The organism is Mycolicibacterium holsaticum DSM 44478 = JCM 12374 (assembly GCF_019645835.1).
GTDB lineage: Bacteria > Actinomycetota > Actinomycetes > Mycobacteriales > Mycobacteriaceae > Mycobacterium > Mycobacterium holsaticum.
In genome coordinates, this window is sequence record NZ_CP080998.1 from 4,476,062 (window position 1) to 4,496,954 (window position 20,893).

Here is a 20,893-nt window from a genome sequence, read left to right on the forward strand (position 1 = left end):
GTGACGCAACGTTTGTCGGATGCCCGCGACCTCGTCGAGTCGGTTCGCGACCCCGAGATGCCGGTGGTGACCCTCGCCGACCTCGGGGTGGTCCGCGGCGTACAGGTGTCTGGGGACGGCTGTGTCGTCGTCACCATCACGCCGACATATACCGGGTGCCCGGCCATCGCAACCATTCGCGGTGACATAGCAAAAGCGCTGCAGTGTCACGGCTTCCGCGATGTCACCGTGAATCTCAGCTTCTCACCGGCCTGGAGTAGCGACTGGATCACTGCCGAGGGGCGGCGAAAGCTGATTCAAAACGGCTACTCTGCGCCAGGCCAACAGCCCCAACGACGCGTCGGCCCGGTGCCCTTGGCCCTGACAGGTCCCGACCGTGTTGTCACCTGCCCGCGATGCGGTTCCCGATGCAACCGGTTGCTAGCTGAATTCGGCTCTACCCTCTGCAAAGCGCTCTATCAGTGTTCGACCTGCCTGGAGCCGTTCGACCACATCAAGGAGATCTAGCGTGGTCGTCGCTCGCACAGCTGTGGGTCGCCGATCACCGCACGGCGTCTTTCACCGGTTGGAGGTCATCGCAAAAGAAGCGCTCTGTGACGACGCCGCCGCGATCACATTCGACGTTCCGCCGCCTCTGGCCGACGAATTCGTCTTTGCCGCAGGCCAATCTGTGACGTTGCGCCGAACGGTGGACGGCGTCGAACACCGCCGGTCCTATTCGATCTGCGCTCCCGCCGGTGACCGGCTTCGAGTCGGCGTGCGCCGGATTCCAAACGGACTGTTCTCCGGCTGGCTCATCGACGAGGTCGAGATCGGCGATCGCGTCGATGTCCAGCCACCCCGGGGCAGCTTCGTGGCAGACCAGCGTGCCGGCGGTCGTCACCTGCTGATCGCCGCGGGGTCTGGCATTACACCGATTCTGTCGATCGTCGGAACGGTGCTGAGAGATCCCGCCGCGACAGCGACCCTCATCTACGCGAATCGGCGGGTCAGCTCGGTGATGTTCACCGAAGAGATAGCCGACCTCAAGAACATCCATCCGGACCGATTCGAAGTGATACATGTACTCTCGCGCGAACCCCGCGACGTCGAACTGTTCAGTGGCCGTCTCGACGCTGACCGCCTCCGCGCGATCCTTGCCGAACTCGTTCCGCTCGATCGAATCGACGATGTGTGGCTATGCGGGCCATTCGACCTGATCACAACGGCGCGGCGCGTCGTCACCGAAATGAGCATCGGCGGCCCTCGAATTCACAACGAACTCTTCTTCGTCGAAGACGCCGCACCCACTCCCGCAGCTCATCACGATCGCGACATCCAGGGACCGGCGGCCGAGCTGTCACTGACTCTCTGCGGCAGCACGTCGACGACGAAGATCGCCCACGACGAAACGGTTTTGGAGGCGGCCAGCAGAATCAGATCGGACGTGCCGTTTGCCTGCAAGGGCGGGGTGTGTGGCACCTGCCGGGCGTTGATCACGGCGGGCGACGGACGAATGCGGCGAAACTATGCGCTCGAGGACGACGAGATCGCCGCCGGATTCGTCCTGACCTGTCAAACCTACCCGGTGAGCGACATGATCGCCGTCGACTACGACACCTGAGCGCCGGTCAACCAGCAACGGCAGGTCGAAGATTCGCAAAACTGTGCGGGCACGACGCGTTATTATCGCGATTGACGCCTGCGATCGCCCAACTGCCGTGTCTTGCGCGGGCGCGTATCTGTGAGCTGAGGTGGCGTGCCGTGGCGAATCTGAGGATGCTGAAAGATGGCGAATCCTTCCACGAACCACGTCCGGCTCCGGCTTTGACACCAGGCATGCCGCCGCATTCTCGTGACCGACTCCTGCAACTGCTTCGGCAACTCGGTGAGCTCACCGGTGCAGGCGGTCAGCAACGGGACACCGACATCGAATCCACCGTCCTGGAAGCCCTCGTAGATGAGGCCGTCGCTCAACTGCGACACCTTCTCACCGCCGGTTACGCGGATAGCCTCGTCGGGCCCGACGCTCAGCACGATCCGCTTGAGTCCCGTTACGAACAACGCGCTGACGGCGCCTTACAGGTGCAGCGAGCGTTAGCGCAACTGCGAGCGGTCGGATCAACCGCCAAAATGCTCGTCAAGGCACCGCGACTGTTATGTGAGTGCTGCGGGTTCGCTTCGGCCATCCTGTTTCGGGTCGATCAGGGAATCGTGACACCTGCGGCCGCCTATTCCACGACGGATGCCGACCTCGCGGAGAAGGTCCGTCGGCAGTTCGCCAAGCTCGGAAGGGTGGAACTCGATGAGCTGGTCGTCGAGACCGAGATGCTTCGCCGTCGGATACCGATTATCGTCCACGATGCGATGAACGATCCGCGCACGCGGCAGGATATGATTCGGGTCACCGGCGTCAATTCCTATGTGGCAGCGCCGATCTTACCTCAGGGGCGCGTAATCGGCTTTCTGCACGCGACCACCACACAGGACATCACCGGTGCCGACCGGGATGTGTTGTGGGCGTTCGCAGAAGGCTACGGCTATGCGTTGGAGCGCACGATCCTGCTCGAACGTCTTCATCAGCAGGGCGAACGGATCCGCGATCTCGTCCGCGCGACTGAGCTCGCACTCGCCGAGATCCGCGAGGCGGGCCTGCAGATCTCCCCTCCCGCCACGGGCCTTACGCCAGCGGCCGCCGAGCCCATTCGCTCCGCGGTATTCGCCGCACCCGACTCCCGAATCCACCAGGTGTTGACTCGCCGCGAACTCGAGATCATCGAGCTGATTGCCCACGGCGAAACCAATCGTGAGATCGCCGAACGAATGGTGATATCTGAAGGCACGGTGAAGACACACGTGAGTCGAATACTCAGGAAGCTGCGCGTGGCCAACCGGGCCGAGGCCGCGTCACAATTCATGCGTCTCACCGGATGGACGCAACCACCGCGCGATGATTAGGTCCGACAATGCCGCCTCGGCTTCTCATTGTCAGACGAACGGACTGTGCCGATGTTTATCGGCCGAGAATGGTCACCGTCGCGGCCGCGAGATCATTGTTCAGCGCACCGCCACCGTTTTCCGCCAACGCAATTCGGGCGCCGAACACCTGCCGGTCACCACACCGCCCACGCAACTGGTCGGTGAGTTCCACGAGCTGCGCGCAACCGGTCGCTCCGACGGGATGTCCCTTCGACAGCAGACCGCCACTGGGATTGATCGGTACCCGTCCGCCCAGCGTGGTTGCACCTGACCGCAGCAGCGCCGGACCCTGACCCGGCTCACAAAGGCCGATCTCTTCGGAGACGATCAGTTCGGCCGGGGCAGCGGCGTCATGCAATTCGACCACGTCGACGTCGGCGGGGGTCACCTCGGCGTCGCGATAGGCCCGTGCCGCAGCCCGCTCCGGAGCGGACGGTTCACCGGGTGCGCGGTCACGGCCCGATACCAGTTCGGCCGCCAGGACGCGGACCGGATCAGCATCCATCCGCGCTAACCCGCGTTTGGTCGCCAGTATCAGTGCCGCGGCGCCGTCGCTGATCGGTGAGCACATGAGCAGCCGCAACGGCGGAGCGATCTCGCGGCTGGAGAGCACATCCTCGAAGCTGAGTGGATCCCCGTACTGGGCTTTGGGGTTGAGTGCGCCATGCCGGTGCGCCTTGACCGATACCTCGGCGAAGTCGGCTTCCGTCGCTCCGCTGCGCTGCATGTAATCCCGCGCAATCGCCGCGTAGAGGTCCATGAACACAGTGCCCTTGCCGGTGGCTTCCAGCGCGGCACCCGGTGGTTCTTCCAAATCGTAGCCGCTAGAGAACGCCGCGAGGGTTGTCGCGCGATCCGGATGGGACAGTTTCTCGGCACCGACGACGATGGCCACGTCGGCGCTTCCGGACGCCAAGGCCATGCGCGCCAGACCGAACGCTGTTGACCCGGATGCGCAGGCGTTCTCGACGTTGACGATCGGGATGCCGAGCAGACCGGTGTGCCGCAGTGCCACCTGGCCGGGAATCGATGCCTGCCCAGTGATCTTGCCGGCGACCGCAGTCGAGAAGTACGCCGCGTCGATCGCGTCGTGATCGGCTCCGCTGTCGGCGAGCGCGGCGGCTACCGCCTCTTCCACCATGTGACGGACTGTGCACTCAGGTTGTCTGCCAAACGCCGTCATACCAACTCCGGCGACGAAGATTTCTTGCATTCGTGGTCTCCTCGCTCTTTCCAACGGCTCCACACCTCGACGTGCCGGTGGCGGCCGACGAACGTGATCCAGTGTCGAACCCCGTAGCGAGCAGGCAAATCTGCCGTTGGTGGCCAATATGTCCGCCGTTCGGCGTAGGGCTGGCCATTAGGCACACCCTTATCTGCCGTTTGCCAGATTGTTGGCCGTTCGGCGCAGTGCCACCGTCATCGTCATGGACCGCCAGACCGCACCACCGCGGCCGACCAGTTACCAGCTGCGCGGCACGACGGCATGGATCACCTTTCGTCGGCCAGAAAAGTTCAATGCCATAACCGAGGACATGCTCGGCTGCATCGACGCCGACCTCAGCCGCGCCGAGGAGGACCGCGCGCGCGTTGTGGTGATCACCGGCAGCGGCAAGGCCTTCTGCGCCGGCGCCGATCTCGACGATACGCGGCGCGACACCGGCGTTGACCTCAATCGAATAGTCGAGAACCTGCGCAAAGCCGGGCAACTCACCTTGCGTATCGAGCAGTTTCACGTGCCGGTCATTGCCGCGGTCAACGGGCCAGCAGTCGCAGGTGGACTCGAGCTCGTGCTGGCATGTGACCTGGTGGTAGCCGCGGAAAGCGCCACTATTTCCGACGGACATGCAAATTTCGGGCTGTTCCCCGGCGCCGGTGGCTCCATCCGTTTGCCCCGGGTGGTCGGGCCTAACCGGGCCCGTGAACTGATGTACACCGGGCTCACCGTGGATGCCCGGTACATGCAGGAACTGGGGCTGGTGAACCACGTCGTGCCCGACGACGAATTGGTCTCCGCTGTGACCAAAATCGCCGACCGAATCGGCCAGGCCAGCTACGACGGGGTCGCCGCCATGAAGCGGGTAATCCGCCTCGGTCAGGACATGTCGATCGATGAAGGTATGGCGTTGGAACTGGAAGCGGCTGTGGCCCACCTGAAATCAGCCGACGTTGCCGAAGGGTTGGCGGCCTTCGCTGAGGGCCGACGTCCCGACTTCAACCGAGGAGCGCGATGATCGCGGCGGCGGGCGGCCTCGCCTGCATTCTCAACGACGAGTACGAGATGTTCCGCAGCAGCGTCCGGTCGTTCGGCGAGAGTATCGCCGACGGCTATCGACAACGGGCACTGAAGGACGAGTTTCCCCGCGATGTGTACGCTCAGTTGGCCGCCGCGGGTTTGATCGGGCTGGGCGTGAGCGAGGCCCACGGGGGCCAGGGCGCAGATCATCTGGCCCAGGGCATCGCCGTGGAAGAGCTTGCTCGCGCGGACTTTTCGGCCGCCTATCTGGTGTTCTCGGCGGCTTCCAGCGGCGCACTGCTCGAGCGGTCTTGCAGGCAGGCACATGAGCTTCTGCCCCGCTATGTCAGGGGTGAGATCGTCACCTGCCTTGGACTGACCGAGCCGGGTAGCGGCTCGGATGCGGCGGCGATGCGTACCGCGGCCAAGCCGGTCGACGGCGGTTGGCAGCTACGGGGAGAAAAGACATCGGTCACCTGTGTCGCCGAAGCCGACTATGCCGTCGTCTTCGCCAAGACCGAGAAGGGACCGACCGCATTTCTTGTCGACCTGAACGACGCGACGGTATCCCGGCAGCGTTTTCAGGATCCGGGCGCGCGGCCGCTGGGCCGAGGATCTATTTCACTCGACGGCACCTTCGTACCTAGCGAGCGGCTACTCGGGGAAGACGGCCGCGGCTTCCAACTGGTGATGAACGAGTTCGACTTCACCCGGGTGCTCTTGGGCCTGATGTGCGTCGGGATCGCCGAGCGCGCAATCGAGCTGACCGTCGACTATACGAAGGAGCGGATGACCTTCGGCAAGCCACTGTCGACAAATCAGGGGGTCACCTTTCCGATTGTGGAGCACCTGACACGTCTGGAGGCTGCGCGCTGGTTGTGTTATCGGGGGCTGAGCCTTCGGATGGCTGGACGGCCGCACACCAAGGAAGCAGCGATGATCAAGTGGTGGGTACCCCAGTTGGCGGTTCGCGCCATCCAGGACTGCATCGTCTTGCACGGCCATGTCGGCTTCTCCGACGAAATGCCGTTGCAAGCCATGCTGCGCGACGCATCCTCGGTCCTGATCGGTGACGGCACCGCCCAGATACAGAAGATCATTGTGGCCCGAGAAGTCTTCGGCCGCGATGCGACCGGAAAGCGAAGCACAACATGACCGGAACCCTGACCGTCGCCGAACTGATGGACCTATCCGGTCGGGTAGCCCTGGTCACCGGAGCCGGGCAGGGCATCGGCGCAACGACGGCCCATCTCCTTGCGGCGCAGGGTGCCGACGTGGCGGTCAACGACTATTTCGCCGATCGCGCCACGGCGGTTGCCACGTCGATAGCAACTGCGGGCGGTCGCGCACACGCGGTCCAGGCAGATATCTGCGACTACACCAGTGTCACGACGATGATCGCCGAGGTCGAGCGAGAGCTGGGCCCGGTCGACATCCTGGTGAACAACGCAGGCAATGCCGGCGCGGTCACGGACGGCCTCGCTCCCCAACCGGAATTCTGGGATCAGGAACCGGCTGAATGGCAGCCCTGGATCGCCGTCAACTACCTCGGCGTCATGCACACCACACACGCTGTGCTGGGCGGCATGGTCAAGCGTCATCGCGGCCGGGTGATCACCATCATTTCAGATGCCGGCCGCATCGGTGAACCGGGGCTCATCGTGTACTCCGGCGCAAAAGCCGGTGCGGCGGGCTTCATCCGGGCCGTTGCTAAGGCCGTTGGGCCACACGGCATCACGGCGAACTGCATCGCTCTTGGCGCAACCCGAACTCCGGCGGTAGCACCCATGCTGGAAAACGAAGCGGTCCGCAAGAAGGTTGTAAGGCCCTACCCGTTAGGGCGACTCGGCGAACCGGTGGACGCCGCGGCCCTCATCACATTCCTGGCCTCGGACGCGGCGTCGTGGATCACCGCCCAGACCTATCCGGTCAACGGCGGCTACTCGGTAAGCATGTGATGACCGCACCCCGCACCTTGCCAGAGGCCTTTCAACGGGTCGTCGCGAAACAGCCCGACCTGGTGGCGTTGCGCACCCCCGGCGACGAGGTCACCTATACGTGGGGCCAATACGCCGATGCGGTCCGCCGCATCGCCGGCGGGCTTGCGGCCTTGGGCGTGCGACGCGGCGACACCGTTGCCGCGATGCTGACGAACCGGCCCGAGTTTCACCTCACCGAAACCGCGGCTACACATCTGGGCGCCGCCACATTCTCCATCTACAACACCAACCCGCCCGAGCAGATCCGTTATGTAGTCGATCATTCCGGCGCCAAGATCGTCATCACCGAGCGCCAGTTCGCCGATCGGGTGCGGACCGCTGGCAGCTCAGTCGAGCACGTGCTGGTGGTCGACGACAGCGACCTGGAGCGACTGGAGTCCCCAGCCGGCTTCGACTTCGACGCCCGATGGCGAGAAGTCGAGCCTTCCGATGTGCTCTGCCTCATCTACACCTCGGGCACAACCGGTCCGCCGAAGGGGGTCGAACACACCCACGCGAGCATGCTCGCGCAGGCAACCGCGGTCGAGGCCCTGTTCCCAATGCACGGTGACGACACCACCGTGTCCTTCCTGCCGTCGGCGCATGCCGTCGACCGCGCCTTCAACCACTATCTGGCCGCGCGTTACGGCTTCCAGGTCACCGATATCGCCGACCCGCGGCAACTGCTGGCCGCGCTGGTCGAACTTCGTCCCACCACGCTCGCCGCGGTGCCTCGAACCTGGGAGAAGTTGAAGATGGCCGTGGACGCGCGGATGCGTGAGGATCCGCGACTGGCCGCGGCGTTCACCGAACGCCGACCTGAGGCCGCGGCTGAAATTCGGTCTGCACTGGGCCTGGACCGACTCCGATGGAGCATGTCGGGAGGCGCACCGATTGCGCAGCACGTGTTCGAATTCCTTCAGCGGTTAGGACTTCCGATCAGTGAGGCCTGGGGAATGTCCGAATGCGGAGTAGCCACCGCGATGCCAGCGCCTAAGTCCCGACTCAACACCGCCGGTAAAGCTTTGACCGGAGTTGAATTGCGGCTCGACGAGCAAGGTCAGCTGCTGGTTCGGGCCCCGTTCCTGATGCGTGGCTACCGCAATGATCCTTCCAAGACAGCCGAGGCCATCGACCCCGACGGGTGGCTGCACACCGGTGATCTCGCGCGCATCGACGTCGACGGCTACGTGCGCATCATCGGGCGGCAGAAGGAATTGATCATCAACGCCTCCGGCAAGAACATGTCTCCGTCCAATATCGAAAACACCATCGCAGCCGAGTCACCGCTGATCGGCACGATCACGGCGATCGGTGACAAGCGGCCTTACAACGTCGCCCTCATCACCCTCGATCCGCAGACGGCTCCGGCCTATGCAGCCGAGCTTGGCCTGGCCGCTGATCCGCGGGTGCTTGCCACCGACGCACGGATTATCGCGACGATTCAGCAAGCAGTCGACGGGGGCAACGCCAAACTGTCCCGGATCGAACAGATCAAGAAGTTCACCATCCTTCCGGTCTACTGGTTGCCGGGCGGAGACGAAGTGACTCCGACCCTCAAGCTCAAACGCGACCCGATTGCTGCCAAGTACGCCGCTCAAATCGAGTCCCTCTACGACACCTGACGGTACGACTACGGCAATACAAACCAGACGAATTCGGTATTCAAGGAGACTGATCCATGGCTGACAAAGTATTCGTAGTGGGCGTTGGAATGACGAAGTTCGAGAAGCCCGGCCGGCGCAAGGTCGTAGGCGACGACGGAGTCGAACGCGACTGGGACTACACCGACATGGCTCGAGAAGCCGGGACCAATGCGCTTTCGGATGCCGGCATCGACTACTCCCGGATCGAGCAAGCCTATGTCGGATACGTCTTCGGCGACTCGTGCTCCGGGCAGGCAGCGGTCTACCACCTGGGAATGACCGGTATTCCGGTAATCAACGTGAACAACAATTGCGCGACTGGCTCAACGGCACTGTACCTGGCCGGCAACGTAATTCGTGCCGGCCAGGCCGATTGCGTACTGGCCCTGGGCTTTGAAAAGATGCAACCGGGGTCAATCGCCGGGACCTACGCCGACCGGACGCAGCCGACTGAGCGGTTCATGACAGCCATGTCGGCGCTGTACGAAATTGTCGGCCCGGTCGCACCTGCGGTCTTCGGCGCCGCCGGCCGTGAGCACATGCAGCGGTTCGGCACCACGCCGGAGCACTTCGCGAAGATCGGCGAGAAGAACCATCGGCATTCAGCGAATAATCCATATGCGCAATTCCAGGAGATTTACTCCCTCGACGCCATCATGGCCGCACCGATGATCTATGAGCCGCTCACCAAGCTTCAATGCTCGCCGACGTCCGACGGGTCGGCCGCGGCGGTACTCGCCAGTGAATCATTTGTCGATCGGAATGGATTGGCCAGCCAGGCAATCGAGATCGTCGGCCAGGCGATCGTCACCGATAACGTGGATACCTTCGACGGAACCGCGCGCAACATCGTCGGGCACGAGATGAACGCCAGGGCAGCACGCCAGGTATACGACCAGTCAGGACTGGGACCGGAGGATTTTCAGGTCATCGAATTGCACGACTGCTTTTCTGCCAACGAGCTATTGCTGTACGAGGCTCTGGGTATGTGTGCAGAGGGCGACGCCCCGGAACTGATTGACTCGGGTGACAACACCTACGGTGGGAAATGGGTCGTCAACCCCTCTGGCGGCCTGATCTCCAAAGGGCATCCTCTGGGTGCGACCGGCCTCGCCCAGTGCGCCGAGCTGACCTGGCAGTTGCGGCACCAGGCCGGCCCACGCCAGGTCGCGCATGCCACGGCCGCGTTGCAGCACAACATCGGGCTCGGCGGCGCCGCCGTCGTCACCGCCTACCAGCGCGTCCAGTTGTGACCGTCGACGCCGTTCAGCGGCCGGGCCGCTCCAGAATCCCAGCAAGACAAGGAGTTAGATGACCATGGGTATCCTCGACGGACGGGTAGCCGTCATCACCGGAGGTGGCCGAGGCATCGGCCGATCCCACGCCCTGCGACTCGCACGTGAGGGGGCCAGTGTCGTCGTCAACGACCTCGGCGTCGCCGGCGACGGCAACGGGCCCGACAAGGGCCCCGCGCACGACGTCGTCAACGAAATCGTCGCCGCCGGCGGCAAGGCCGTCGCCAGCGTCTCCGACGTCGCCGCGTGGGCTGGGGCGAAGGAGATCGTCGACCATGCGATCGGCGCGTTCGGCAGGCTCGACATCCTCGTCAACAACGCGGGTATCGTCCGCGACGGCCTCATCCCCTCACTCGACGAAGATCAATGGGACATCGTGCTCGACGTACATCTCAAGGGGCACTTCGCCGTGCTGCGGAACGCTGCGGCCTACTGGAAGTCCGAATCCAAGGCCGGCCGACAACCCACGGCTGCGGTGATCAACACGACCTCAGTGTCGGGTACCGTCATGTCGAATCCGGGCCAAGCCAGTTACGGCGCCGCCAAGGCCGCGATCTCGGCGCTGACCCTGGTAGCCGCCGAGGAACTCGCCAACTACGGGGTGCGGGTAAACGCTATTGCCCCGGCCGCACGCACCAGGATGACGCTCAACGCGCCCGGACTCGGCGACCTGCTGACCGCGAAGGCTGAAGAGGCAAAAGCCACTGGCGGATTCGACATCTACTCCCCCGACAACATCGCCCCACTGGTGGCCTACCTCGCCGCCCCACACACCGATATCACCGGCCGTGTCTTTCTTGTGCAAGGCGGCTCGATCAGCGAACTCGTCAACTGGCACATCGGCCGAACCATCAAGACCGACGGTCCGTGGGACATCGACGACATCGCGAACCGAGTGCCCACCATCTTGAGCGAGAAGGTCCCGATCAACCTGATCTAGCGCGATCCATACGCTACTTCCACCGATGAGCCACAGGGAGCCTCGTGATGGGCCACTACATCCCGAACCCGCGAGATCTCGCCTTCAACTTGTTTGACGTACTGCGGTTAGACCACGTCCTCGACGCCGGCGCATACGGCGATCTCGACAGCGCCGCGGTTCGCAAAATGTTAGACGAGGTCGCAAGACTCGCCGAGGGCCCGATCGCCGATTCGTTCACGGCCAGCGACCGCGCACCGGGTGAATTCCTCCCGACAGAGCATGCCGTCAGCGTGCCCGAAGCACTGAAAGCGACCATCAAGGCGGTGCGGGACGCCCAGTGGTGGCGGCTGGGTATCGATCCTGAGTTGGGCGGTATCCCCGCGCCGACAGCGGTGACCTGGGCGCTGCAGGAAATGATCACCGCGGCTAACCCGTCAGCAGTCTTGTTCACGTTCGGTCCGCCGATATTCAACCTCTTGTACCAGATTGGCGACGACCGACAGAAACGCTGGGCAAAAACAGGCTTCGAGCGCGGATGGACGGCGACAATGGCCATGACCGAGCCCGATGCCGGATCCGATGTCGGTGCGGTCCGGACGCGCGCGGTCGCCCAGCCCGACGGCACGTGGCACATCGAGGGCGTTAAGCGGTTCATCTCTGTGGGCGACGTCGGAGATCTCGCCGAGAACATCCTGCATATGGTCATCGCCCGTCCGGTAGGCGCAGCAGCGGGTACCAAGGGGCTCAGCCTGTTCGTCGTGCCGAAATACCTTTTCGACGCCGACACCACCGAACTCGGCCCACGCAACGGCGCGTTCGTCACCCGGGTCGACCAGACGATGGGGTTACGCGGTTCGCCCACCTGCGAGGTGGCCTTCGGCGGAACACCGCTCCCAGCCGTCGGCTATCTGGCCGGGGAGCTACGTGACGGCATCGCGCAGATGTTCAGCATGCTCGAGTTCTCGCGCATGAACGTTGCTGTGAAGGCTACCGGAACCTTGTCCAGCGGATATCTAAACGCGTTGAGCTACGCGCGATCACGCGTACAGGGATCCGACCTGGCTTCGATGGCTGACAGCTCCGCCCCTCCCGTGGCCATCGTTCGACACCCCGATGTCCGACGGAGTTTGCTGCTCCAGAAGGCCTACGCAGAAGGTCTGCGTGCGCTTTACCTTTACGCCGCTGCGCATCGATATGACGGCAGCGCCGAGTTGGTGCGGGGCGTTCCGGTCGAACTCGCCCGACGTGTCAATGACCTCTTACTACCCGTGGTGAAGGCAGTCAGCGGCGACCGGGCCTACGAGATGTTGACTGAATCCCTGCAAACACTGGGCGGTTCGGGCTACCTACAGGATCACCCGATCGAGCAATACATTCGGGATACCAAAGCCGACTCAGTGTATGAGGGAACCACCGCCATCCTGGCGTTGGAGTTTTTCTTTCGCAAGATCGTCCGTGATGACGCGGTCGCATTCGACCATCTGTTGAGCCGGATCGAGGAGTTCGCACGACTCAACGATGGTTTCGAGGTCGAGCGCCGATGGCTGCGCGTCGGCGCGGCCGATCTGCGTTCGATGTTGAACACGTTGCTGGAGTATCTCACCGCTGCAGCGGACAACCCCACTGCCGTCTACAAGATCGGCTTGGTGTCCGTGCGGTTCCTGCACGCGTTCGGCGACTTGGTCATCGCATGGCGGCTCCTGGTGAATGCCGAGATCGCTCGGGCATCAGGGAATTTAGAATCCCCGGGTGCTGACACGGCATTTCACCGGGGCAAGGTCTCGAGCGCCTCCTTCTTCGCCTCGACGGTTCTGCCACGCCTGGGTGCGGACCGACTGGTCATCGAAAACATCGACACCACCGTCATGGAACTCGACGACGATGCTTTATGACTCAGCCCTTGGGTGTGGCGCCGATGGCCTCAACCGGCGGGCGCCAACATCGCCTTCCAGCCGTGGTTTCCCAGATTCTGCCCGTGTTTGACCGAGTAGACGGCACCGTCGGGAAGTGTGACAACGGCGTTTGAGTGATCGTACGCCGCTGCCGGGACGGTTGGCGTATAGGTGCACTGATTCGGTTGCTGCCCAACGCATTGGACCGTGCCCGTACCGGCAGGTGAGAGTGGATCGCTGACCGGCGGCGTGGGCGGTGGCAGCTGATCTGCGGGTAGCGGGTTGAGGCCGTTGTTGATGGACGGCGCCGGGATCACCTGACCGGGGAGCACGGGTTGATCGCAACGTGCCGCCGGCGCCGGGCAGTTGAGAATCTGGTTCGGATCGCCGTACCACGGGTTGGTTCCCAAGGGGACGTACGGCGACTCATCACGGCACTCTCGGGGCGTCGCCGCGCGCTTGCCGGGCACGTCAGCACACGGAATGTTACGAACCCCGCGCACATGTGTGGATGCATCCTGTGGAATCTTGCAATACATGGCGTCGACGGGCGGCGGCTCTGGCCGGAGGTCCGCCGGTGAACGCCACTGTGCGGGAGGCAAAAACCCCGTCATACATGGTGGCGGCTGGTTGAATCCCACGTTGCCTGCAAGGGCCACCTTGCCCGGATAGGGCACCAGAACGCTTTGTTGGCCTGATGCCGCCACCGGCAGCAGCGTCAACCCCTGCTCAAGACCCGCGCGATGGCGCTTGAGCAAATCGAGTACGACCTCTGAGTTGGCCAACGTCATCGGCAGCGTCTCGCTGACATCGCTGAAGACGTCGTTGACCAAATCCGCAGCCGGCGCCGCCTGCGCCAGCACACGTTTCACGGTCGCGTCCTGTTGGTCGGTCTGCGCAGCCAAGACATCAAGGTTGCGGACCCAACGTTCGATCGAGTCACCGGAGTTGACCTGGCTGTCGATAATGGGAGCGGAATATTGAATGATGTCGTTGACATCTGAGATGTTCGTCTGGAAATCCCCGACGATCGCCTGCGTCGAATCGACCAACCGCCGCAGGGCAGGTCCCAACCCGCCGATTGCCTGCGTTGTCTCCTCGAGCAGCGAATCGATCTTGTCTGCGGGCAGCGCCGACAATCCGCGGTCAACGGCGTCCAGCGTCGGCCCGATCGGTGACGGCACGGTCGCCTTCGTGATGGTCTGTCCAGGCGAGAAGTATTCTCCCGGGTCACCTTCCGAGACGAGGTCGAGGTACTGCTCACCGATCGGAGACACCGAATGGACATTTGCCGATGCATCGATCGGAATCTTGTACCGGTCGCCAATACTCAACGTTGCCCGGGCTCCGTCCAAAGTCGGTTGCACGTCAGTAACCTTGCCGATCGTGATACCGCGGTAAGTCACATTGGATGTGCGATACAGACCGCCCGACGCGGGTAGTTGCACGGTCAGCTTGTATTGACCGATTCCTGCCAGCGCCGGCAGTCGAGCGTAGTACCAGCCAAGGATCACAAAGGCGATGACAGAGAGGACGGTGAAGAAGACTATTTGCCGCTTTACCAGTGGCGTCAACATCGTCACTCAGCCCTTTCCGCCGGGGCATCGGCCGGATTGGGGTTGTAACGCACGTCGGGAATCATCGTGCTCGGATCCCGGCCCCAGGATTGTTCGAGTGCGCGCAGCGCGCCGGAGAATCCAGTCCCAGTCAGCATCGCGTTGTCGATCGCGCTCAATGTCAGATCAAATGTCGCCGAGATGTTGGTGTAGTCACCGCGCAGGACTTTCTCTGCAGTATCGACGGGGAACGGTTGGGTAAAGACCCATTTGAGCGTGTCAATCAAGTACGGCGCAGCCCGGCCGAGTTCCCGAAGGGGTCGCAGGAGCAGTCGAAGCACCAGAGCCAGGTCTGCGCGCGCGTCAGATGCTGTCTTGTCAGACACGGTGCTGACTCGACCCGCCGCCTCGACCGCATCGGCGAGCAGGCCCTGCTGGTCGGCGAAATGCTCGATCAGCGGCGGGAATTCAGTGAGTACACGATCCAGTGTGTCCGATCGATCTGCGACACGGGCCAGTAGCTGGTTCGTCGAATCGATCGCACGGATGATGTCGTCCCGTTGCCGATTGAGTTCTGCGGTAAAGGTGGCCAGTTTTGCGAAGAAATCGTGGATCTGGTCGGCTCGTCCTGACAGGATGTTGTACGCCTCGTTTTGAATGACCTCCAAGTTCGGTATACCCCCGCCGTTGAGCACAGTGGCGAAACTGGCCAGGGTGCGCTCGACCGTCGGGTATGCCGACGAATTCTTCAGCGGAATGGTGTCGCCGTCCTTCAACAGTTGCGGCGACGGGTTTGGCGGCACGGCCAGCGCCACGTGCTGAGAACCTAAAAGACTGGTCTGCCCGATCGTGGCGGTGGCATTCTCGGGCAGTTGAACGTTGTTCTTCATATCCAGGGTCAGTGTCGCGATCCAGTCCTTCAGCTCGATCGCGCGCACCCGGCCGACGAACACGTCGGCCACCAGGACACGGCTGTTGACCGTGAGCGCCAGCGTTTCCGGCACCTGTACGTAAATCGTGTAGGCGTCGGCTCGGGTGCCGGGCCCGCCGGGTAACGGCACGTTGGCGATCCCGCGCCAGTTCCCGCACGATGTCAACAGCAATGCGGCGAGCAGCAGCGCCACACCCCGCCTGGCCACCCACCGATGTCTCACTCATCTGCCCCTGTCTGTGAAGGCTGCTCGGCTGCGAATGGCGCCGAAGCATGCGGCGGTGGGGGTGTCGGCGACGGAAGTGGCTGCGGATACCACGGTGGCGGCATTGGATTGCTCTGGTCGTACGCGTTCGGCGGCCCGGCCATGTTCCGGCCTGCCGGCGGGGCGGGGATGTCGGGTCCGCCCATCAGCTCGGCCAACGACTCGGGAGTCAGCATTCTCGCCGTGTGCGGCTGCACCTGCAAACCTTGCATGCCCGGTGCCACGATCCACCCGGATTCGTGATTGCCGTGCGAAAACGGGGTATCTGGCGAGAAGACGCCGGGCACGGTGGTGTCCTTGTACCCCGGCGGCGGTCGCAACCGCTCCTCGGAGTAGTCAACGTACTTGGGCAGCGTCGCTGCGGTCGAGATCAGGTTCACACCGAACGGCGGGTAGTTCAGCTTGATTGCGTCCAGGATCGGCGCAAGGTACTGCGCGCACAGTTCGGCGGATTCCTGATACCCCAGTCGGCTGCCGGCTTGGATGGCGCTACAGAGGAGCTGCATCGGATTGGCAAAGTTGGTGAACACAAACTGGCCGGTCAACGCGCCATGCGACGGCTCATAGACGGCGGCGCCGTTGGCAGCCGCGTGCGGAAGTGTGTGCGCGATCGTCTCCAGCCCGTCCAGCGCGGCCGGTTTCAGGATCTCGGTCGTCACCTCGGCAATGTTGTTGACGCCCTGGGCTAAAGCGTCGCGGTTCTCGGTGAAGAACTCGCGCGCTGTCGTCAGCAATACGTCGGTTTGCTGCAGCGCGTTGGCCAGCTCGCTGTTGGAATTGGTGAAGCTATCGGTGAACTGTGCCAGGTTGTGGTTGAGCGATACGAAAGTTTGGTCGTTGCGATGTAGCGCGCTGACAAAAAGGGCAAGGCTGCGAACGACCGCGAAGAAGTCGCCCCGGCCCTCGTTGAGCGCGGTCAACGCCTGCGACAAGTTGGTCAGCGTCTCATTGAATTGCTTACCTTTACCGGCAAGGCCATCGGCGAACGATTCCAGGACGTCGCCGAACGGGCCCTTGGGCTGTTCCGGTGTGGGGCCGAGTTTTTCGACAAGGTTGCTGACGTGGCTGCGCAGTTCGTCCCATTCGACCGGCACCTGGGTCCGCTCGATCGGAATGACGGCGCCATCGGCAAGTACGGCTCCGCCGCTGTAGGGCGGCTCCAGCTGGATCACCCGCGATGCCACCAGGCTGGGGTTGACGACCACGACCGTGGCGTCGGCGGGCACCTTGTGTTTGTTGCTGTAGTGAAAACTGACCTTCATTTTGTCGCCGTCGGGCTCGATCGCGTCGATCGCACCGACGTCGATGCCCATGATCTGCACCCTGTCTCCGGGATAGAGGGCATTCGCCTCCGCGAGGTAGACGACGACGGTATTGGTTGTGAACCCGCGGTAGGCATCCCGGCCAAGGAACACCCCCGCCGCAGCCATCGTCACGACGAGCACCACGATGATCAGCCCGGCCCGGGGCAACTTGGGCGCCCGCAACTTGGGGGTGTCGACGACGGTGCTCATGGGGTGCTGCTCCCGGTTGGCGGGCCGTGCTGCTGCACTGGCGGCTCCGCGCGTGCGCCCAAAGGTCCTGGTGCGATGGGAACCGGTGTGCCCGGGACATTCGGGGGTACGCCGCCAGGCTCGGCCGCGCTGAGGATCCCCGGTGTGGGCGGCAGTCCATCGGGATTCGGCGGTGAGGCCTCGACGCCGACTGTCACGGGAAAACCGCCGGGGACCGGACCGAACGGACCTTGGTTGAGCAGCGCGCACGGCAGCGGGTTGGCCGGGCTCGGCAGGCCGCCGGGCGGCGGCGTGTATGAACAGGGTGATCCGGGCGGAACAGCCGGACCCGGATGCTCTGCGGTGCCCTCCACCACTGGCGGCGCCGGCGGTGGCGCCGCGTTCGAGAACCGCGTGCCATTCGGGTCGGGGAATTGGAACGCGGGCAATCCCGCGTCGCCCCAAAACTTTTGGGGGTCGATGCCGCGTTTCTTGAACGCCCCGTCGACAAAACGCTGCAGGATCTGGTACGGCAGCAGGTTGAAAAGCACCGACCTGAGGTAGGGGCCGGACGACGTCGTCTCGGCCATCGCGGTGGAGTAGTTCTTGCCAGCGATCAAAAAGGTGGCCAGGTCGGTGCGGTGTTCGTTGAGTATGCCGCTAAGGGTGCGCAACTGCTCGAGCACCTGATGAAGGTTCGGGTTGTCTTTCACCAGACCCGCCACCTGTTCGGAGAACACGCTGACGTTCTCCAGCAGCGTCCTGATGGCGCGACCACGTTCATTGACGGCGGCCAGCAGCGTCTCGGCGTTGACCAGCAATGCGTTGATCTGCTCGCCACGGCCACCGAGTACGTCGGCGACCTTGTTGGCCTGTGCAAGCAGCAGTTTGATCTCGTCGTCGCGGTTACCGATGGTCTTCGAGAATTCGGCCACGCCATCGAGGGCGGCGCTCAGTTCCGGATGGGTCTGATCGATCGTGTCCGACAGGGTTTCCAGCGATCTCTTGACCGTGTCGATATCCCAACCGGCAGCAACTTTGGTGGCATCGAAGAATGCGTCGTGCACCTGATACGGCGTTGTAGTTTGGCTCAGCGGCAGTACCTCGTGGGGGCGTAGCGGGCGGGAACCTCGCGGTTCGATCTCGATCACCCGCTTGCCGAGGATCGTGTCGGTCTTGATCGCCAGCCGGCTCTCGTCGCCGATGGTGTGGGTGCCGATCGTGAATCTGATCACGATGTGGTCACCTGCAATCGCGAGATCCCCGACGTTGCCGACGTCCATGCCGGAAATACGTACGTCGTCGCCATTGCGGAGTCCACCGGTGTCGGCGAATTCCGCGTAGTACCAGGGCATCGCGAACAACATCGGCACGCTGGTAAACGATTGGCCCACGCCGGTGGCCAGAACCACCAGGATGATGCCCATCAGCCCGACCCGGAATCGGTTGGCAAGTTCGAGGGCTCTCATTGGGGGGTGCACCTCCCCGTCGGCTGTTGAGTGATCTTGACGGTGCGGACGGGGCCACCTGGTTGCAGACCGTTTAGCTTCAGCGAGATGTCGCACACGTAGAAGTTCATGAAGTCGCCGTAGATACCCCCGACCCGGGCCAGCATTTCGGTCACCCGGGGCAACTTTGTCAACAGGTCGCCGAGCTGGTCCCGCTCATCGATCAGCCGTTGCTGAACGGGAGGCAACGCGCCGATGAAGTCCTGCACGGCCGCTCGGTTATCGGCCAGGAGGTCGGCCACTGTGCCTGCCGCGTCGCTGATACGCGCTGTCGCGTCAGCCAGCGGGTCGGCACGATCGGCCAGCCCGGTAATCAGCTCTTCGAACTTGTCGACGGTGTGGTCGAAATCGTCTTGGTGGCGAACGGCGGTGTTCAGCACGATGTTGAGGTTCTTAACGACCTCACCGATCGCCTGGTCCCGGTCCGCCAGCCGCGCAGTCAATTGCGCGGTTTGCCGGAGAATGTCGTTGATGGTGCCGCCTTCACCCTGGAACACCTTGACGATCGAGGACGCGATGGTGTTGACCTTCTCCGGTTCCATGGCCCGGAAAAGCGGTTTGAAGCCGCCTATCAGCGCATCGAGGTCCAGCGCAGGTTGAGTACTCGACAGCGGGATGAGTCCTCCTGGTGGCAGCACCCGGTCCGCGCCATCACCGTCGGTGCGCTTCAACTCCACGTACCGGTTTCCGATCAGGTCCGCATATCGGATCTGAGCTGTCGTCGACTGATACACCGGCAGCGCGCCGTCGACGCTGATGTCCGCCCGCACCCCCCTGCCGCCGTCGAGCAGCCGCAGGCTCTTGACTTTGCCCACTTCCACTCCGGAGGCACGGACGAACTGACCGGTCCGCAAACCGCTGGCGTTGCTGAAATCCGCTGAGTAGGTGATGGTTCGGCCAAATCGGACCTGCCCGAACACCACCACGATGAAGGCCGTGACCAGCAGTAGCACCACGGAGAAGGCGCCGAGCTTGATTGCGGATCGAGTGGTGTTCATGGGTTGATCGTGTTCTCCCCGAATTGGCGTCCCCACACGTATTCGGTCAACAGCGGTTGTCCGATCTCGAAGTGGTTGTACGGCGCGATGCTGGCGCCGGTATCGGTGACGAGCGTCGGCGCCGGCCACAGATCGCGGGTGATCGGCTGCCAGCACCCCGGCCGCCCGCCAGGGCCGCCCCTGGCATTCACCCGCGGCAGGTTGTCGGGGTACACCCACGGGTTCTCTGAACCCAGGAACTCGACAACTACCTGCACTGAGCTTCCGTTGCCACCGACCACAGTTTCCGCCGCCTGTGAGACCCCGGCGAAGTTCCGGATGGTGCAGAACAGCGACGGACTGTATTTGTCGAGCAGCTGCGCGGTGGGCACCAGATCGGTCACGCTGCGGACCAGATTCGGTCCGCCACGCTCCATCACATCGGCGGCGGTGTTGCCCATGCCAATTGCCGCGAGCAATGCGGCGTCGAGATCGTCTTGCTGGTCGTTGAGCGTGCGCGCCGTGGTCACCGCATGCTCGAGCGAATCCCACAACTCCGGCGACGCGTTGGCGTATATGTCGCTGAGACTGGCCAATTGCTGGATGTTGTAACGAATCTGGGGCATCTTCGGGTTGATTTCATCCAGGACGGCGTTTGCATTGACGATCGCCTCACCGACGTCATCGCCCAACCCGGACAACGCTTGTGCAGCCGCGCTCAGGGTCAGGTTCAACTTGACCGGATCTACCTTCTTCGCGATCGAGGTCATCGTGGCGAATAATGTGTTGAATTCCGTAGTCACAGAACGCGCATCAATCACATCACCGCTCGTGATCCGCTTTTCGTCCGGGTTGTCGGGCGGAATGAACGACACATACTTGTTGCCGAACGCGGTGGTCGCCACGATGTCCGCTCCGACATTGGCCGGAAGCATCTCGATGTACTTTGGGGAAACATCCAAGATGAACTTCGCCGCTGGTTCGCCGGCGTAGTTCGTTTCCGAGACGCTGGCCACCCGACCGATCTGCACGCCGTTGAAGGTGACCTTTCCACCGGCGCCCATCGACAGACCCGCCCGCGAAGCAATCATCGTCAGTTTGATCTTGGCGGTGAACTCGCCGCGGAACTGCAGGTACACCAGGGAGATTACGAGTGCGCCCGCCAGCAGCCATACGAGGCCCGCCACCCGATGCCGTGGCGTCCGGGGGGTATTGATTCGCGTCGGTGACGTCAT

17 protein-coding genes are annotated in these 20,893 nt (G+C 63.2%); 10 read left to right on the forward strand and 7 right to left on the reverse strand.

Going from position 1 to position 20,893, the window contains the following annotated elements:
- The 3 genes from paaD to K3U96_RS21570 all read left to right on the forward strand — a co-directional run bounded on the left by paaD (window position 1) and on the right by K3U96_RS21570 (window position 2,937).
- On the forward strand, window positions 1-507 hold the full coding sequence (gene paaD, locus K3U96_RS21560) for a 1,2-phenylacetyl-CoA epoxidase subunit PaaD (protein WP_220691027.1): 507 nt from the start codon (window positions 1-3) through the stop codon (window positions 505-507).
- 1 nt (window position 508) lies between these two features.
- On the forward strand, window positions 509-1,603 hold the full coding sequence (gene paaE / locus K3U96_RS21565) for a 1,2-phenylacetyl-CoA epoxidase subunit PaaE (RefSeq protein WP_220691028.1): 1,095 nt from the start codon (window positions 509-511) through the stop codon (window positions 1,601-1,603).
- Window positions 1,604-1,743: 140 nt separating this feature from the next.
- Complete coding sequence (locus K3U96_RS21570; protein ID WP_220691029.1) at window positions 1,744-2,937, forward strand: LuxR C-terminal-related transcriptional regulator; 1,194 nt, start codon at window positions 1,744-1,746, stop codon at window positions 2,935-2,937.
- 55 nt (window positions 2,938-2,992) lie between these two features.
- Here the strand turns inward: K3U96_RS21570 and K3U96_RS21575 are convergent, their stop codons facing one another.
- Window positions 2,993-4,171, reverse strand: coding sequence for a thiolase family protein (locus K3U96_RS21575; RefSeq protein WP_069403287.1), 1,179 nt, complete (start codon window positions 4,169-4,171; stop codon window positions 2,993-2,995).
- A gap of 214 nt (window positions 4,172-4,385) precedes the next feature.
- Here K3U96_RS21575 and K3U96_RS21580 point away from each other — a divergent pair, with 214 nt between their 5' ends.
- From K3U96_RS21580 to K3U96_RS21610, 7 genes are all read left to right on the forward strand, one after another.
- Complete coding sequence (locus K3U96_RS21580; protein ID WP_069403286.1) at window positions 4,386-5,192, forward strand: enoyl-CoA hydratase/isomerase family protein; 807 nt, start codon at window positions 4,386-4,388, stop codon at window positions 5,190-5,192.
- Window positions 5,189-6,349, forward strand: coding sequence for an acyl-CoA dehydrogenase family protein (locus tag K3U96_RS21585; protein WP_220691030.1), 1,161 nt, complete (start codon window positions 5,189-5,191; stop codon window positions 6,347-6,349). Before K3U96_RS21580 ends, K3U96_RS21585 begins: the two co-directional genes overlap by 4 nt.
- 26 nt (window positions 6,350-6,375) lie before the next feature.
- Entirely contained in the window at window positions 6,376-7,152 is a 777-nt protein-coding gene (locus K3U96_RS21590; protein ID WP_205870925.1) for an SDR family NAD(P)-dependent oxidoreductase, read from the forward strand.
- Window positions 7,152-8,798 (forward strand): AMP-dependent synthetase/ligase, encoded by a 1,647-nt coding sequence (locus tag K3U96_RS21595; RefSeq protein ID WP_220691031.1) that lies wholly within the window; start codon window positions 7,152-7,154, stop codon window positions 8,796-8,798. Before K3U96_RS21590 ends, K3U96_RS21595 begins: the two co-directional genes overlap by 1 nt.
- A 56-nt stretch (window positions 8,799-8,854) precedes the next feature.
- Window positions 8,855-10,072, forward strand: coding sequence for a lipid-transfer protein (locus K3U96_RS21600; RefSeq protein ID WP_220691032.1), 1,218 nt, complete (start codon window positions 8,855-8,857; stop codon window positions 10,070-10,072).
- Window positions 10,073-10,136: 64 nt separating this feature from the next.
- Complete coding sequence (locus tag K3U96_RS21605) at window positions 10,137-11,054, forward strand: SDR family oxidoreductase (protein WP_220693631.1); 918 nt, start codon at window positions 10,137-10,139, stop codon at window positions 11,052-11,054.
- 47 nt (window positions 11,055-11,101) lie between these two features.
- Window positions 11,102-12,928 carry an acyl-CoA dehydrogenase gene (locus tag K3U96_RS21610; protein ID WP_220691033.1) on the forward strand — a complete coding sequence of 609 codons (1,827 nt, stop codon included), beginning with the start codon at window positions 11,102-11,104 and terminating at the stop codon, window positions 12,926-12,928.
- A gap of 29 nt (window positions 12,929-12,957) precedes the next feature.
- On the opposite strand, the gene K3U96_RS21615 is transcribed toward K3U96_RS21610, so the two are convergent.
- From K3U96_RS21615 to K3U96_RS21640, 6 genes are read right to left on the reverse strand one after another with little or no spacing between them, the layout of a single operon-like run.
- Complete coding sequence (locus tag K3U96_RS21615; protein WP_220693632.1) at window positions 12,958-14,505, reverse strand: MCE family protein; 1,548 nt, start codon at window positions 14,503-14,505, stop codon at window positions 12,958-12,960.
- A 2-nt stretch (window positions 14,506-14,507) separates the two neighbouring features.
- A complete protein-coding gene (locus K3U96_RS21620; protein ID WP_220691034.1) occupies window positions 14,508-15,638 on the reverse strand; it encodes an MCE family protein in 1,131 nt (376 codons plus the stop codon).
- Window positions 15,635-17,194: a virulence factor Mce family protein gene (locus K3U96_RS21625; RefSeq protein ID WP_220691035.1), complete on the reverse strand. Its 1,560-nt coding sequence runs from the start codon at window positions 17,192-17,194 to the stop codon at window positions 15,635-15,637. The genes K3U96_RS21620 and K3U96_RS21625 overlap by 4 nt, the downstream gene beginning before the upstream one ends.
- Window positions 17,191-18,642, reverse strand: coding sequence for an MCE family protein (locus K3U96_RS21630; protein WP_220693633.1), 1,452 nt, complete (start codon window positions 18,640-18,642; stop codon window positions 17,191-17,193). The genes K3U96_RS21625 and K3U96_RS21630 overlap by 4 nt, the downstream gene beginning before the upstream one ends.
- Complete coding sequence (locus tag K3U96_RS21635; RefSeq protein ID WP_220691036.1) at window positions 18,639-19,679, reverse strand: MCE family protein; 1,041 nt, start codon at window positions 19,677-19,679, stop codon at window positions 18,639-18,641. Before K3U96_RS21635 ends, K3U96_RS21630 begins: the two co-directional genes overlap by 4 nt.
- On the reverse strand, window positions 19,676-20,893 hold the full coding sequence (locus K3U96_RS21640; protein WP_220691037.1) for an MCE family protein: 1,218 nt from the start codon (window positions 20,891-20,893) through the stop codon (window positions 19,676-19,678). Before K3U96_RS21640 ends, K3U96_RS21635 begins: the two co-directional genes overlap by 4 nt.